The sequence below is a fragment of the Actinophytocola gossypii genome, assembly GCF_025165815.1.
Lineage (GTDB): Bacteria > Actinomycetota > Actinomycetes > Mycobacteriales > Pseudonocardiaceae > Actinophytocola > Actinophytocola gossypii.
Window position 1 is genome coordinate 13,843 of record NZ_JAFFZE010000026.1, and the last position, 15,843, is coordinate 29,685.

Sequence of the window (15,843 nt, forward strand, 5' to 3'; positions counted from 1 at the left end):
CTCACCTCGCCACCGGCTCGGTGGGCCGAATCTCGAGAACCCGGTGGTGATGCCGTTCGGGGCCGAAGTGGTAGCGCCACGGCGCCGCCAACTGCTCGACCTCCCTGCCGCCCGGGTGTACCTGCCTGCCGTTGCCACCACGTTCGGGCACCCGACGGACGGTTCCGCCGAGATTGCGGACGACCACCTCGCCGCCGCCGTTCCACGACACCCGCAGGACGGCGGCGTCCGGCTCGACGTCTCCCCGGTGGACGAGTCGCGATCGAACGATGACATCGTGCCGTTGCTGCACTAGGACGAACCAGTGCGGATCGTCGATGTGTGGTTTCCCGACCATGTCCGGCGCGGGAAACTGATCGAGCACCTGAAGGGCGACGACCGGTGGCGGCGAGGCCTTGCACCATGGGCAGTGCTCGGCCGTGCCGTAGTAGGTCTGCGCGCACGACGGGCATACCACCGTGAGGTCCGCAGCCCGCCACAGCGCGTCCGCCCACTCGCCCGCCGCCGGACGCCGTCGCCAGTCCGCCAGACCGTCCTCGAAGTTGCGGGCGAACAGCTCGCGCAGCTTCGCGGTGAGGATGGATCGCGACGAGAAACCGCCCTGGGTGCTGCGGTTGCGGTCGTCCGTACGGTGCCCGACCCACGGCAGGAGACCACGTTGGACGTCGTCTTCGTACTCCACCGGGCCGTTCGCCACCAGGTCGCCAAGCAGCGGATGGTTGGCCATAAGCGTCTCGAAGGCGATGACCGCGAACGAGTACACGTCGCTGTGGACGGTGTTGCCGGTCTGGCCGCGCAGTACCTCCGGCGCGGTGTAGAACGGGGTCACCAGCCGCCGGCCGAGCACCGCGCTCTCCAGCTGGAGGTTGTCCGCGTCCACGAACCACACCTCGGCGTGGTCGACCGGTGCGGAGATCAGCACGTTGCCTGGTGACACGTCGCCGTAGACGATTCCCCTGCCGTGGAGCAGACCGAGCACCTCGGCACACCGCGCCAGCAGCCGTAACCGCCTGCGCAGCCCGCCACCCCGCGCGTACCACGGACCGAGGTCGCCCCTGGGCGGATCGCAGATCGTCCGCAACGCGACCATGTCCGCAAGCAGCGGCATCACGTACCCGGCGTGCGGCTCGGCCAGGCTCTCCTCCGGCCGGCTGATCGGTATGCCGTCCAGTGGCAGCCAGCTCAGCTTGGTTAGCCGGGCGGCCAGGTCGGCCGCGACGGTCGGGTCGTCGTCGACCTGGCACAACTTGACGGCGAGCCGGCCGAGGGTGGTACGAAACACCGTTCCCTCGCCACCCTGTCCCAACGGCTTGTCGAGCACCAGATCGTAGTTTCGCCCGCTCACGCCACGCACCCTCGCCGGCCATTTCGCCGGATCGTGCCCCGGCAATAGAAATCCGCTCACGACATATCCAGGTCGGCCAGTCTCACCGCTTTCCCACCGGTGTGTTCATGCAGTTTGCCGGTGACCGTGGCGGTCACCCAGCGGAAGAGGCCAGGGATTTCATGCACCTGGTCGGCACGCATGACCGGCAGCCCAGGAGCGCCGAAGTCGGCGAGCACGCGAACCGCCTCCTCGGTCCGGTCCGCCCCGATTCCCACCGCCACCCGCAGCGCCTTGCTACCCCACCTGCTGGACACGAGCGCGTCGAACGGCTCAGTCCAGTCGTCCGTCGGAGCGCCGTCGGAAACCAGGATCAGCGTAGGCGGGAAGGACCTCACCGGAACGGCGTCCGAATCGTCGAGCACCGCACTGGCGACGTCGAACGCGGCGCCGAGCGGTGTTCTGCCTGCAGCCTCCATGTCCGACCAGGAAACCCGCGAAGCCGGCGTCATGGCTTGATGCAACCGCGCGGTCTGCCCACCGAACGCGATCACCGCCACGTGGATCTCCCCACGGGCCGAATCCTCGTCCGCGAACGCCCGCAGCATCGCCTCGACACTGCGGTTCAATAACGCGATCTTCTCCCCCTGCATACTGCCGCTCACGTCGGCGAGCACGATGATCGGCATCGGACGAGGCTGCCGCCGGCTCCGCGTCGACAGCAACGAGTCCTCTTCGGAAGAGCGTTCCATTTCGACAGGTCCTCCCCATGACATGCAGATACCGTAGCGGAGCCGTTATCCTAGTTCGGCAGAACCGCACAGTGTCTCAGCTCGGGACCAGTCGATCAACCCCTGGCTACCCAACTCGTCCAGTACCGCGTGATGGAGTTGGCGCCACAACCCGGCCTTGGTCCACTGGCTGAAGCGACGGTGCGCGGTCTGAAACGGTACCCCGAACGAGGGCGGCAGATCCCGCCATGAACATCTGCTGGTCAGCACGTACACGATCGCGGTGAACACCGAACGAGCCGGCAACGGGGCCGTCCCACCACCCTGTGGACGGGATCGGAACTCCGGAACCAACGGCTCCACCAACGACCACAACTCGTCGGGCACCAACCGCAACGACAACCGATCAACCACGGCCCGAGATCATAAACCCAAGATCATCAAATCCACGCGAGACGTGGTCTTAACCAGCGGGTTCGGGTTCGCGTCCCTGGCGGCGGCAGTCCCGACCAACGACCAGGCCGTTCCGCCCCGGCACACCACCCCACCCGGCTCCCTGACATGAGATCCCAGGCAATTCGCACACAGGACGGCGTTCGATCCCACCGCCGGGCCACCACGGCGATCCTCAAGACACCAGGCACGCCAACTGGAGCACTATCATGTCCCCATTTCGGGGTGATCATGACCGTGCTCCAGTTTTGGCCCAGTTTAGATGCGGCTGTCCACAAGTGCCGAGGAAACAAGATCGCCCGCCGACCATGCCTTCGCAGGTCAGCGGGCGTTTCCCGTGAGCAACTTATGAGTGGGCCTAACGCTTCAGCATACGAACCGCGAAGTGTTGGTCGAAGGCCCTGAGATCACGATCCGCCCGGTAGGCACCCGTCTTCTCGCGGCGGGTGGTTCCCGATGAGGCACCGCACGATCATTACCGGGTCGACGGCCGTGCAGGCCGACGGCTGGCCTGCGTGGTGTGCGGAGCTGACTACCTCCGTGTCCGGGTTCCGCATGTGCCGGTGGGTCGGTCGGTGACCGGCTCGCAGGTGTTCGCCTGCGTCGGCTGCTGCCCGGACGACGAGCGCCGCGCGGCGGGAGGTGTGCTGCGGTGAGCGCCACGGCTACCCCTCGGAGGGACCGCGCGCTGTGGGTGCAGTGCGCGTGCACAGCGCTGGTCGCGCTCGGCGCGGCATACGCCTCTTACCGGCACGGCCGCGAGTTCGCCTTGAGGTTCGGTGCCGATGAGGCCACGGCGGCGATCTGGCCGTTGATCGTGGACGGCATCCTGACCACGGCCACGGTCGAGTTGTGGAAGACCACCGGTTACGGCCGCCGTGCCGGTGGCCGGTGGGCGGCCTGGTTGTCCTTCGTGTTTGGCATCGTGCTGTCGCTGTGCGCGAACGTGGCGGCGGCCCCGGAGCTGAGTGTGTTCGCCGTGGCGGTGGCGGCGTGCCCGCCGCTGGCGCTGCTGTTGGCGGTCGAGTTGCTCAACCGCGCGCTCAAGCGGCACCGCGCCGAGACCGCGAACGAGACCAGCATCGAGACCACCGAGACGGACGAGACCGGCACGAGACCGGGTCGGTGGTGCGTCTCGCGGAGGTCCCGGACGAGGCGCGGCCACAGGCCGAGCCGCCCGCCGAACCGCAGAAGTGGGCGTACTACAATACCGAGCGGGGCCAGCGACGGGGTGGGGGGTGGGTCGCGGGGCGGGCCCGTAGGCGGCGCGGCCACGGGCCGCCCCGACCGCCGAACAGCAGATGTGGGCGTACTACATGACCGAGCGGGCCAAGAGGCGCACGCCGACCGGCGCGGAGCTGGACCGGATCGCGGGCACGAACAAACTATGGCCGTCGCGTTCTGCGGGAGTGGCGACGGCAGGGCCGCATTACGGATGACGCGGCGGCTGATCAGCGCTCCAGATCGGTGTGCAGGGGCGTCGAAGTCAAGTGAGTGCTGTCGACATACTGGGCTATGCATACAGATGAACGTGCCTGGTGGCGCGCTCGGCATCAGGAGGTGATCGCCTGCAAGGTGGCGATCAGTTCACGGTCCGGGCTGATGTTTCTGCTGTAGAGCGGGCTGCAAGGGGTCGCGGCCAGCCGGATCGCGAGTTCAACGAGGTCCACGGCGGGATCGTCGTGGTGATGAATATCGGCGAGACGGGCGAACTCGGTCATGACGCCCACTACGCTGCGGTTCGCGGTAACACCGAACTGAGCGGTCCGCATGTGCTGCCGTTCCTGGTTTACGAACGCGGCGGGAGCCTGGTGGACGGTCAGCGCTGTGCTGATATGCTCCGCGATCCTGCTGGTCAGGGTCGCCGTAGGTGCCAAGGGCAGCAGCACGGGGAGCAACGTCATCTCGTTGACCAGCAGGGCAGCCCGAGGCCGCCAGAACAAGACCGTGGCATACCACGGACCCAGCAACGTCGTGCCCCGAGACGCGGGATCGACGGCAACAACCACACGGCGGCGTACCCCCACGTCAAGAATGCATTACCCAAGTTCGCCGCTCGCACAGCCTGACTCCCCCGCCACCCTCGACGCCCGCTCATGATGACGAGCGCATAACAGGGCCGCATGGCACACGACTGGTGAAAGTCACAGAGTTAGTCAACGACGATTCGCCTGTTCCTCGGCATGGTCATCGATGATCCACCGCATCGCGCTGATGGCATTCGAGTAACGAAGATACCTTGGGTTCTGGTTCGACTTGGGTTCACAGCCCTCACGCATCCGACGCAGCTCGTCGATCATCTGCTGTAGTCGCTCGGTATCGGTCATGCGGGAAGCCTCGTCAACCACCAGGTCCAGAGCAACCGTCCTGTCATGCCGACGGGCGACATGTTCAGGGCGCGGTTGAGACTCAGCCAGCTGAAATCCATCACAGACAGTCCCACACGCCCGCGTAGTACCCTGCCCATATCGCCTGACCAGCCACACATGACGATGCGGTGCCCGAGGGTGCCGCGTCAGCCGGTGACGGCGTCGACCAGCCGCCGCAGCGGCTCGGCCTCGAACACTGGCTTCCGGAACCGGACGAAGCTGAACTGCCGGAGGAACAGGAGTTCGGGCGGCGGGTCGGCGACTCCCGGCAGCGGCATCGGCAGCACGCTGACCTGGTCGGCGACACACCGGTCGATAGAGGCGCACACCTCCAGCTCCTGCCACCGCCCGAGGCCGCGCTGGCCGACGAACACCACAAGTCGTGCGCACCATCCGGAGGGCCGACTGGATGCCGGTCTGGACCAGCGTGCCCGGCCGGAGCTGCTCGATGTCGAGCCACGGGTACCCGCCGTGGCGGCGCAGTACCTGGCACACGTCGAGCACTGCGGCCGCGTCCTCGGAGTGATAGGCGACGAAGGCGTCGAACTGGCTCGTTCCCGTGCATGACCAGCGCTGGCGGGGTTTCCGTGCCGGCGTGCCGCAGCGGCGAGTAACGCAGTGCGTGATCGTCATCGGCGAAGTGCCTCCTGCCGAGGCCGTCCGGGAACTCACCGGTCGTCCTCGTCAGCGGGTTCAACAGGACGAGGGCCGCGGGCCGGTGGCCGGGATCCGTGTTCGGCAGGTCGAGCACGGCCGTCGCCAGTGCCAGGTGTCCCCCGGCCGACCCCCAAGCGCGACGACGCGCTCGGTGTCGCCGCCGAGGTCCGGCGCCCGCTGGAAGACCGCGTTCATGGCGGCCACCGCGTCCTCGGTCGCAGCCATGGGCCCTCGGTGCGGTACTCGACCAGGACGGTGAGCATGCCCAGCGCGTCGAGGCGCGCAGCCTGAGGACGGAACTGCCGCCAACTCCCCTTCACCCAGCCGCTGCCGTGGTAGAACACGGCCACGGGGACCGGCCGGCCATCCGGTACACGCGGCGCCGAGACATGAAGGAACAGCGTCCTGCCACCTACGGACGTGTAGGGGATCTTCCGCACCACAGCCGATCTTGCGCAGCTCGGCCCTAGACCAAGCGCGCGGATCAGGGGTTCACGGCCGCGCAGTTGCCGTACGCGGGCGGCTTCGCGGGTGAGGTGGTCGCGTTCCGGCTGGCAGGTGGCGGCGCGGGCGGCCTCGACGTACAGGTCGGCGGCGTGGAGTGAGGTAGCCGGCGCGTTCGTGGAGGTATGCCGTCGCCGCGCTGTGGCGGGTAGGTCGGGGGCACGTCGGCCCGTGCGGCCAGGCCGGCGTGGGGTCCGTCGGTCTCGCCGACGGCCACTGCGCGGTTGAGGCACACGACCGGGCTGTCGGTGAGGAGGGGCAGTTCGTCGTACCCAGGGTCAACCTAACGAGACGAGCCACTGGGTATCTGGCGGTGCGGACTGGGTCGCAACTTCTTTGATTCCGCGATTTGGCCATGGGAGGCGGTCGTTGGGTGCAGCCCGCGTTAAGGTCGATTTATGAACGATGGGGGCCCTGATCAGGTCGTCAACAGTGTGTCCGGTGATGTGTTCGGGCATCTGGTGCAGGCCGGGTCGATCTCCGGCGGCGTTCACTTTCATCTCGGGGCCCGTTGGTCCCCGTCTTCTCGTAGCCGTGCGGCCCAGAGGCCGTCTTGGCTGGCGCGTCTTTCCGACGGCACGGCCGGCGTCCTCCTGGATCCGCGTCGAGTGCTGGTCCTCGGATCGCCTGGGCAGGTGCGGGTCGACATGCCGTTCGGAGGCGTCGCGGGGCTGCGTGCGGCCGTGTTATCGCGCTGTGCGGCGGCGACGGTGTTGGAGCTGTCCGAACCTCTCGACGTCGTCGCCGCACCGCTGGCCGCGCCGGTTCTGTGCGATGGCCACGAGTTCACCGTGCACGGGTTTCGTGAGGCGGAGGTCATCGCGGCGAGCGGCGTTCTCGGTGGTCTCGCCGGCCCCTGGTTCGCTGTCCGGGAATTCCAGGGGCCTTCTGGCGCAGGGTTCGCTGGGACACCGGTCTTCGACCGCGACGTCGACGCCGTAGTAGGTCTGCTCGGTGAGACCGGTGTGTACCCGCTTGCGAACCTGTTGGAACCGTGGCCGTGGCTGCGGGATCTGCTGGGGTGGCGTCTCGACCACGACCCGGCTCTGCGCACGCACTGGCTGCCGCGGGCTCGTGGCTCGGAGGTCGAGGCGGACACCGGATCGTGGTACTTCACCGGGCGGACCGAGGCCCGCCGGGAGCTGTGTGCCTGGCTCGAGGCCGGTCCACCGTTGCTGGTCGTCACCGGTGGTCCGGGAACCGGCAAGTCGGCGGTGCTCGCGCACGTGCTCGTCGGCGCGGACGCCCGGTGGGCACCGCGCGTTCCCACCGGTGGCCCGCGGCCCGCTCCGGGGACTGTCGACATCGCGCTACACCTGAAGGGCTTCGCCTTCGACGATGTTGTCGAGTGGCTCGCCGCACTGTCGGACGTGACCGCCGCCGATCCGGGCGAGTTGTTGGTCGCACTCCGGGACCGGCGTGAGACTGCGGGTCGGGCGGTGACGGTGCTGTGCGACGCGCTCGATGAGGCGGTCACGGCGGAGGAGTCGGTGCGGATCGCGCGGCTGCTGGCCGAGTTGGCCGTCGCGGGCGTGGCCCGCGTCGTGGTTGGTGTCCGCACGGCGCCGCCGGGCAGTCTGCGCGCCCGCGTCCACCGGGTGTGGGGACGCTCCACACCGGTACTGGACCTGGAGTCGGAGCGTTTTCTGCGACGCGAGGACATCGCCGAGTACGTCGCCAGCCGCCTCGCGGGTGACGACACCGAGGGCCGCTACCGCGACGGGGCCGCCCTGCGCGACATCGCGGAAACCGTTGCCACGCGCGCCCGGCACAACTTCCTCGTCGCACAACTGACCAGTCGCTGGCTGCTGCTGCCCGGTACACCGGTTGCCAGCGCGGACCTGGACGAGGCGCTGCCCACGACCGTCGGCGAGGCGATGGAGAAATACCTCGACGCGTTCGGACCCGACCGGGGCCTGGTCGAGCGTGTGCTCACCGCCCTGGCGTTCGCGAGGGGAAGCGGTCTGCCGCGCAACGATCTATGGGTGCGGCTCGCCGAGGCCCTCACGCCCGGCTACGACGCGTCCGCCGCCGACCTTGCGCGCGTGTTCGACTCCGCCGCTTCGTACCTGATCGAGACCGAGACCCGTGTCGACGGCTCGCCGACCTACCGGCTCTACCACGAGGTTCTCGATGAGCACCTGCGGGAGAACTGCGCCGTCGCCGCTCCGCACCGGGCGGTCGTCGAGACGTTGGTACGGACGGTTCCCGAGCAGGGCTCTCGGCGGAACTGGGAAGCGGCGGACTCCTACGTCCGTACGCAGCTCGCGGGCCATGCCGCTCGTGCCGGGGTGTTGGACGACCTGCTCACGGACGGCGGGTTCCTGGTGCACGCCGATCCGAGCCCGTTGCTCGCCGTCCTGCACAAGGCGGTGACGACGAACGGCCGCCTCGCGGTCGCCTGCTACCGGGCGTCCAGTGCCGACCACCGGAGTCTCGCTCCCAGCGCACGTGCGCAGGTGCTCGCGCTCGACGCCGCCCGGCTCGGAGCGCACGACCTGCGGGAACAGTTCGCACGCGAGTCGATCTGGCCGGTGACCTTCTCCACCGGAGCCCGCCAGCACGGCGCCCTGCTCGCCACCTTGCGGGCCGAGCAGGGCAACGTCAGCTCGATCGCGGCCGGCACGTTCGAGGGCCGGGCCATCGCGGTCAGCGGCAGCGAGGGTGGCCGAGTGCGTTTGTGGGACGTGGCGGATCAGCGCCCGATCGGCAGCGTGATCAGTGGCCTGCCGTGGTCGAGTTACCAGTCGCCAGCCCTCGCACTCACCACGCTCGACGGCCGTCTGATGGCGGTCGTCGGCGGGCGGAACCAGGTGCAGGTGTGGGACGTCCTCGCCGCGAGCATGGTCGCCGAGTGGACCACCGGTAAGAGCGACTCGATCACTGCCGTCGCGGTGGTCGAGCACGACGGGCGGGTGTTGGTCCTGGCCACCAGCTGGGAAGGGATGAACGCGTGGGACCTGCGCACACACCGCCTCGTCGCAGGCCCGGTGGGCAAGCGGCTGCAGGCCCTGGCGTTCGCTGAGCTGCACGGTGTTCCCGTCGTGGTCACCGGCGGGTGGACCGAGATACGGACATGGACTCTGGACGGTCTGCGCGAAACGGGCCAGGCGATGACCAGTGCGGAATCTGTGTTCCAGCTCGCGGTGACCGAGGTGGCGGGGCGGCCCGTTGCCATCACGGGGACGGGCGACGGCTCCGGCGCGGTGGAGCTCTGGGACCTCTCCTTCCGCAGTCAGATCGGTGAGACCCGCACCGACCACGGGTGGTCGGTGTCCGGCATCGCCGTCACCGAGATCGCCGGCCGTCCCGTCGCGGTGACGTCGTCCGGGCACAACTCGCCGGGACCGGACGACGAGGACACAACACTGCTCGTGTGGGATCTGCTCGAGTGGCGACGGGTCGGCAAACCGCTGGCCGGTCACACCCAAGGCACCCAGGCCGTGGCCGTCGTGGAGGTGGACGGCCGTCCGACAGCGGTGACCGGTGGGGGCTGGGACGGCACCGTTCGGCTCTGGGACCTGACACTGGCTGAGCAGCAGGTCGGGGATCCCACCCCCGGGCACGGCATGCACATCCTGGAGATGGCCGTGCTCGACCGGGGCCCACACCGCCTCGCCGTCTCCGCCGCCCTCGACGACACCGCGTTCGTCTGGGACCTCCGAGGACACCGCGTAGTCGGACGCGCTCCCGTGAACTTCTGCAACTTCGTCGGTCTCGAGGAGTCCTTCGGAGAGGTTGTCGCGGTACTGGCGGGCATCGGGTTCGCGGAGGTGCACAACCTCGGTACCGGCTCGCTGATCACCCTCCAGCCCGCCAGCCGGCCCCTGCGGGCTTCCCGGCAGTACGCCTCCGGACCAGCGCACGTGTCGGCCGGAGCGATGGCGCGGTGGGGTGGGCGACCCGTGGTGGCCTTGGGGTCCTCCCACCGGGCGGTGCAGCTCCACGACCCCGTTTCGGGGAGGACCGTCGGACGCGCGATCGACGTGAGTGCCCCCGCCGCGACACCTGCGGACAAGGTCGACGCGACAGCGAACGTACCGGCGAGAATCGCGTTGCTCCTCGTGGCCGGCCGGCCGGCCGCCGTAGTGCTGAGTAGCCGGAGGGCGTCCGACGACGGCTTCACCGGGGCCGTCTGGGACCTCTTGGACGGCACGCTGATCGCCACGCTGGAACCACCGGCGTCGCAGGCGGCCACAACCTGCGTCGTCGGTGGTCTGACCACGGTGATCACTGTGGGGGCGCAGGGAGTAATCCGGGTGTGGGACGCGGGCGCACAACGAACCCTGCGCACCATCGAGAGCGGTGGCGACCACATCCAGTACCTCGCGTCCGGCCTGCGTCGAGGGAGACCGGTCGTGCTCGCGGCGGGCTATCGCGGTCCTCTCGGCGTCTGGGACCTGGCCACCGGCGCGGCCGTGGACGAAATCAGGCTGCCCGACGCGTGCCGCGGGATCGCGCTCGGCGAGGACGGAGCGCTCGTCGTCGCCATCCAGAACGACGTCGCGGTCTTCGAGACCGAGATCCGCGGCGTCGTCCCGGACCTCGGTCCTCGGTCATGACAGTTGCATGAGGGTGCGGCCGACCATATTCCGCCTGCGGCTGCTGAGACAGGAGCGGTCCCGAGCCGCTCAGTGACCCGACGTCCATATCGTCACCAGCACAAACACACGAAACACCCGCAACGGCAAAACGATCAACGGCTCGGTCTTCGAGACCTGGTTACCGCTACCCCGGCCACTCCTGATGCCTCGTCGGTCAACACGCCGGTAGTGATCGCACCCCAGAACCTCACGCGGTCCTCGCGCCAGGCAACAGTCGGCCGGCCCGGCGACGGCAACTGTCCTCGGTACTCCCGAACCTGCCTCTGCCTCGACTCACCGGCCATCGCTCCACCTCTCGATCAGGGTGTTGCGTCCACCAGTTGAATCCACCGTTTCGCCGTCAACCGATCGCCGCTACAAAGGGACGCATGGAACACCACTGCAGAGAGATCGGGTCGTGCGCGGGCGGCGCTCAGTTCGAGCTGGAGCTGCGCGGCCCAACAGGCAGGGTCTGTCTCATGGACGCCGACAACTATCAGGCGTACCTCGATGGTGACGAGTACGAGTTCCATGGCGGCTTCTGGGAGTCGAGTCCCGTCGGGCTGGAGATTCCCTACGACGGATTCTGGTATCTCGTGATCGACAGCAATCAAGGCGAGATCAAGTATTGGCTCGACGGCCCGTTCGGGTGAACGTGTGGTGATCGAGCAGGGTGTGCCGAGAACGTGGGCACACCCTGCTCGTCGCCACGCGCTACATGATCAGGTGCCGGACATGCGGCCACGGCGTCCGCCAGCGGCACGGCGGCCGAAGGCACGAGCCACACCACGGGCCATCCGTCCAAACGCACGACGCATGGTTGTCCCCTCCCCTCCCTACCTCAGCCTCGGCAACAGATCACCGCCTGACCCCGCCGCCCGGTCCGGTGCCCGCATGGCGCTGCGAAGGATGCGGCTGTCCGGTACTCGGCCGGCGCCACCACAGCTTCCCCAGGTCATCTCGGCTCGAACTTGCCGGGCGGCTGAGCACTGGCTCGGGCTGTGGTAATAACGTCGACCCGGCCGATCTGACGACCGATCCGATCCCGCCGACCGTCCCCGAGTGCCGACGTTCGACGAGCACATCCGTAGGTCGAGGACGCCGCTTCCACCGGTACGGCCAAGACCTACGCCACGCGCTGATTCCTACTCGTTCTCTAGCTCGTCGTAGCGAGCAGCGAGGCCGCGGATCTCGTCGTCGAGCCAGTCGCGGGTGGCCTGGACCGCGTGACGCAGATCGTCGTTCTCGTACTCGCCCGTCAAGGCTTCGTCCGCGGCGGCTCGATACCGGTTGAGCTCCTCAGACACCCCTCCGGACCAGCCCCAGTGCGACGGTCGCATCGCCGACGTGACCTGCTGCCGGATCGTGTCTGCGGTGGCCCGGTCCGCGAGCCTGGCCGCGCTGAACACGCGGTCTGCGAGGCGGGGATGGTAGAGCGGCCACCCCTCCACAACGTTCAACGCGCAAGCCAGAGCGGCGAGGGTCTTCGTGTCGACGGTCTCAATGATGTGATCGAGCGATCGAGCCTGGTTCTCGGTCATGCCATGAGACATGACCACTCCGGCGACGGAGTACGCCGCGACAGGGCTTCTCACGGCAGTCGTGACCAACCACCCCGCCAGCACATCCGAGTGCCGGTCGAAGGCGTCGGGGATGCCGTCGGAATCGTACGGCGCGGAGTCTCGGGTCTCGGCGAGCGCGGCCAGGCGATCGAGGACGAGTTCCGGGTGCGTGTCGGCAACACCACCTGCGATCTGCTGTACGAGGTAGTCCGACCATCCGCAGTGGTCGACCAGGTCCAGGACCGCGAGCGCGGCTTCTCGACCGAGTCCTTGCCCCCACTGCGCTCCGTCGTACTCGCTGGCGTGTTCCAGGAGCCGTTGGGTGGTCAGCGACGTGATCCCGGCCCGGAGCAGGTGAGGCGCCACCGCGGCGGGGTTCGCTGCCAGTAGCGGGTGAGCACCGAGGAGGAACCGATCCCGAAGCGCGGGGTCGGGGTCATTGCTTCCCTTCCGGTGGACGTCGCGGAACGTTCCGGGACGGGTCGCCCACTCCGCCATGACGAATGCGTCCGCCACTGCCTCCCTCACCTCGTGGCGGCGGTTGTCGAACCCCGCGAGCCACTCGGTGAAGGCGCTTTCGTCGCTGTCGGCCCATCGGCACAGCAGGGAGGGGAGGTGCTGGTCAAGGGGGCCGGGAGGGCCTGAGGCGACCTTGTGCACCAGATCGCTTGTGAGGGTGGGCCGGAGGTCGGCGAACCGGCACAGCAGGAGCGGAGTGACACCGCGGGCGGGCGCCGCGAGCCGCACCTGCCGGAGCAGGTCGTCGAGGTCGCGCACGAGCCGTGCTAGGCCGCCGTCATCACCGACGGTCTCCACAACCCGGGCGGTGAGGGCTTCGACCTGGGCTTGCTTGTCTTCTCGTCTGCGGCGGGCCCTGCGCAGGTCATGTTCCCGACGTTGACGGTCGTCGAGACCGGCCGCGTCCGCCGCGCGCGCGAGGTCGGCAGCGTGGAGTTCCTCGATCGTGGGAACCGGGGCCGTCTTGCGTGTGCCGATCGAGTGGACTGTGTCCACGACGAGCTGGGCGAGGTCGTCACCGTGGTCGTCGAGCCGTGTCACCAGGACCAGCGCGGCATGACGGAGGTGGAGCGACTTCGCCCGTTCCGCCGTCCACGCCACGGACTCGCGGACCAGCCTGCGGATCACCGGACTTCCGGTTCCGGAGGCTACCTCGGTGAGGGTCACGATGGTCGCGAGATCGTCGTCTTCCCATCCCAGCACCTCGTCGTCGAGCGGTGTGTCTCCGAACCCGCCCTGCGGTGGGCGGATCGCGACAGCGAGAAGCCGGACGGCGTCACCCGCGCGACCGAGGTCGTCGCCCGTCGCCGCGGTCAGGAGGATCGTCCTGATGTGGTCCCGGACTGGCCGCGCCCACGACGTGCTCACGTGATAAGTCCTGAAGCCGAGCTTCAGCCGGGCTTCCTGGACCGCTCGGTGGCCGTCCTTCTCCAGGAACGGTTTCACCGCGAACAACGGTGATTCCACCCCTTTGGGTTCGGCGAGCCACATCTCGACGCGGCCGAGGATGCGGTTCGGGAAGGAAGCGTGTCGTAGAGTGCCGAGATTCGCGAGCTCGTCGGTTATCACCCGCTCAGCACGGTTGGTGTTGCTGTTGGTGAACCGCGAGTCGAGGCACCGGAGCGACCACAGGGCGTCCAGCGCGGTCTCGAGGAGGTCGGGATCGGTTGTGGCGCACTTCCCGTACAGGTCGGCGAGTGTGCTCCGGACTCGTTGTGCCCTGAGGTCATCCGTCGCCGAGGTGTCCGGCCGGGCACGCACGGCCTCGAGCACGTCGATCAGCAGGTGCGGTTGGGTGACAGCCAGTCCGCTGATCCTGCTGAGTGCTCTGGCAACGCCGTCCAGGTCGGCTTCCCCGATCTCGGCACGTACGCTCTCCCACACACTCGCGAAAACGGACGGACCGTCCTGCCGGCGCAACCGCCAGTCGAGTTCGGCGAGCTCGGTCACCAACCGGCCGGCGTGCCGCTCTCCGAACGACTGCCACAGCTGCCGCGCGAACCCGGTGTCGCGTCCGTCCGCCACAGACTCCTGCTCCAGGACGTAGTCGGCGAGCACATCCGGGGTGACCTGTGTGCCACCGTGATGGGACACCAGAACGCCTCGGTCGCGCAGCTGCGCCACCCACCGGAGCACGACGACGGGATCGAGACCGCAGAACCGGGCGATGTGCGCGCGGACCTCCTCGTCGTCGTCGACGACGTTCCCGAGCGCTGCGTAGACCGCCAGCACCCGGCGTGCGGGCACGTCGATGTCGTCGAGCGCCAACTCCTGGTACCGAGTGAGGACCTGCCCGCGAAGACCGGCGTCCACAGCCAACGGGGCTGTCAGCTCCCCACGACGGATCAGGTGGGCCGCCACAACCGCCACCAGGGGACTGTGCACCGCCTGGTTCGCGAAGTACGCACGCCCGGTCCACGGGACATCGAGGCCCTCGGTCAGCGATGCGACCAGAGCCGTGGCCTCACGCTTCGACAATTCGCCCACGACCACCTCGCGCACGTCCGCAGGCGAGAACCGGGCGGTCGCGACCTGCGCGCGTACGACCTGTGCGCCGGACGGCCTGACACCGAGGACGAGCTGGGTGCCAGGCACGGTCTCTGCATAGGCGAGTAAGGGCGCGAGTGCCTCCGGGTCCTGGTGCGCGTCGTCCACGACCACCACAGCCGGCGTCTGGGGTAGCTCACCCAGCGCGGCGCGGTCGAACCGGTAGCCGGCCGAGGCGAACAGGACCGGCACCTCCGGATGAGCCGCTTCGAACGCGGTCAGCGCCTCGACCAGCAGCCTGGTCTTCCCCCGACCACCGGGCCCGGTGACCAGGACGACCGCCGGTTGTGACTCGTCGACATCGAGGACCTCATCGAGGTCCCGCAACTCCGACTGCCTGCCCACCCGAAGTCCGCAGTCGTTGGGCACCCGGAGCGGGTTCTCCCGGGCCTCGGTGAACGCGGCGAGGCTCAGGAAGGCGTCCTCGCCCGGCACCTTGAGAAGCCGCTTCCGCGTGGCGCTCCCCCACGTCTGGTCGAGGACATCACGCTTCTTGTGCAGCGGGAGCTCGTCGAGCATCCGCCCCAGCCCTCGGCGATCCACCAAAGCCCAGTGCGGGTGCTTCGCGATCTCGGCCCTCACGGACGCAGACGCCTCACCGGAGCACACCAAGTAGTACTTGTCGGCCGGGTACGAGCAGTCGGACACGAACCCGCGCACGTCCGCCGGGGTCAGCTTGGCGTAGCGCTTGCACTGCCACGCAGCTGTCGCGCCGTCACTGAACTTCCCGACGAGATCGACCCCCTGCTGCCCGTCACCACGGCGTCCCCACCGCTCCACCTCGACGACCTTGCGGACCGGGCCGACGCAGAAGCGGTGCGCACTCAACAACCGGTCAGTGAAGTCCTCGAACGGCCCAGGCTCCAGCAACGGAGTGGGCAGCAACGTCGGCTCGGTATCCGGCCCGACAACCCCATCGATCATCGCGCAAGCATAAGCAGACGCACCGACGGAACCAGATGACGACGTGGTGCCGGTGCCGGTCAAACCGTCGATCCCGGCGGTGAGGCGTTCGCCAGCGTCGTCATCGCTCGGGTGTCGTCGTTGACGTTCTGCTCCTCGTTAACGTGGCCCGAGGAGTTCGAGCAGGATCAG

General features: G+C 68.5%; 9 protein-coding genes and 4 pseudogenes. 3 read left to right on the forward strand and 10 right to left on the reverse strand.

Features of this window, described 5'->3' with window-relative positions:
- Position 1: 1 nt before the first annotated feature.
- From JT362_RS31170 to JT362_RS31180, 3 genes and pseudogenes are all read right to left on the reverse strand, one after another.
- Positions 2-1,345 (reverse strand): protein kinase domain-containing protein, encoded by a 1,344-nt coding sequence (locus JT362_RS31170; protein WP_260195452.1) that lies wholly within the window; start codon positions 1,343-1,345, stop codon positions 2-4.
- Between the two features lie 56 nt (positions 1,346-1,401).
- Positions 1,402-2,100: a vWA domain-containing protein gene (locus JT362_RS31175; RefSeq protein ID WP_311202777.1), complete on the reverse strand. Its 699-nt coding sequence runs from the start codon at positions 2,098-2,100 to the stop codon at positions 1,402-1,404.
- Positions 2,101-2,154: 54 nt separating this feature from the next.
- Positions 2,155-2,469: pseudogene (locus tag JT362_RS31180) on the reverse strand (transposase); the annotation flags it as partial.
- A gap of 691 nt (positions 2,470-3,160) precedes the next feature.
- On the opposite strand from JT362_RS31180, the pseudogene JT362_RS35495 reads away from it, so the two are divergent.
- Positions 3,161-4,002, forward strand: a pseudogene (locus tag JT362_RS35495) (DUF2637 domain-containing protein).
- Between the two features lie 59 nt (positions 4,003-4,061).
- Here JT362_RS35495 and JT362_RS31195 read toward each other — a convergent pair.
- From JT362_RS31195 to JT362_RS31215, 5 genes and pseudogenes are all read right to left on the reverse strand, one after another.
- Complete coding sequence (locus tag JT362_RS31195; protein ID WP_260195454.1) at positions 4,062-4,535, reverse strand: DUF6933 domain-containing protein; 474 nt, start codon at positions 4,533-4,535, stop codon at positions 4,062-4,064.
- 129 nt (positions 4,536-4,664) lie between these two features.
- A complete protein-coding gene (locus JT362_RS31200) occupies positions 4,665-4,835 on the reverse strand; it encodes a hypothetical protein (protein WP_260195455.1) in 171 nt (56 codons plus the stop codon).
- 188 nt (positions 4,836-5,023) lie between these two features.
- Entirely contained in the window at positions 5,024-5,254 is a 231-nt protein-coding gene (locus JT362_RS31205; protein ID WP_260195456.1) for a hypothetical protein, read from the reverse strand.
- Positions 5,255-5,570: 316 nt separating this feature from the next.
- Positions 5,571-5,759 (reverse strand): hypothetical protein, encoded by a 189-nt coding sequence (locus JT362_RS31210; protein WP_260195457.1) that lies wholly within the window; start codon positions 5,757-5,759, stop codon positions 5,571-5,573.
- Between the two features lie 275 nt (positions 5,760-6,034).
- Positions 6,035-6,309, reverse strand: a pseudogene (locus JT362_RS31215) (RNA polymerase subunit sigma-24); the annotation flags it as partial.
- A 376-nt stretch (positions 6,310-6,685) separates the two neighbouring features.
- Between JT362_RS31215 and JT362_RS31220 the strand changes: the two are divergent.
- Positions 6,686-10,600, forward strand: a complete 3,915-nt coding sequence (locus tag JT362_RS31220) for a hypothetical protein (RefSeq protein WP_260195458.1) — start codon at positions 6,686-6,688, stop codon at positions 10,598-10,600.
- Between the two features lie 164 nt (positions 10,601-10,764).
- Here the strand turns inward: JT362_RS31220 and JT362_RS31225 are convergent.
- A pseudogene (locus JT362_RS31225) lies at positions 10,765-10,926 on the reverse strand (IS30 family transposase); the annotation flags it as partial.
- 84 nt (positions 10,927-11,010) lie between these two features.
- Here JT362_RS31225 and JT362_RS31230 point away from each other — a divergent pair.
- On the forward strand, positions 11,011-11,274 hold the full coding sequence (locus tag JT362_RS31230) for a DUF1883 domain-containing protein (protein ID WP_260195459.1): 264 nt from the start codon (positions 11,011-11,013) through the stop codon (positions 11,272-11,274).
- Between the two features lie 492 nt (positions 11,275-11,766).
- Here JT362_RS31230 and JT362_RS31235 read toward each other — a convergent pair whose 3' ends face one another.
- A complete protein-coding gene (locus JT362_RS31235) occupies positions 11,767-15,672 on the reverse strand; it encodes a restriction endonuclease (protein WP_260195460.1) in 3,906 nt (1,301 codons plus the stop codon).
- Positions 15,673-15,843: the final 171 nt, after the last annotated feature.

Bases quoted from the DNA above. Each gene is read 5' to 3' on its own strand.
- JT362_RS31175 (WP_311202777.1), bottom strand. From the start codon at position 2,100: ATGTCATGGGGAGGACCTGTCGAAATGGAACGCTCTTCCGAAGAGGAC.
- JT362_RS31220 (WP_260195458.1), top strand. From the start codon at position 6,686: ATGCCGTTCGGAGGCGTCGCGGGGCTGCGTGCGGCCGTGTTATCGCGC.
- JT362_RS31230 (WP_260195459.1), top strand. From the start codon at position 11,011: ATGGAACACCACTGCAGAGAGATCGGGTCGTGCGCGGGCGGCGCTCAG.
- JT362_RS31235 (WP_260195460.1), bottom strand. From the start codon at position 15,672: ATGATCGATGGGGTTGTCGGGCCGGATACCGAGCCGACGTTGCTGCCC.
- JT362_RS31210 (WP_260195457.1), bottom strand. From the start codon at position 5,759: ATGGCTGCGACCGAGGACGCGGTGGCCGCCATGAACGCGGTCTTCCAG.
- JT362_RS31200 (WP_260195455.1), bottom strand. From the start codon at position 4,835: ATGACCGATACCGAGCGACTACAGCAGATGATCGACGAGCTGCGTCGG.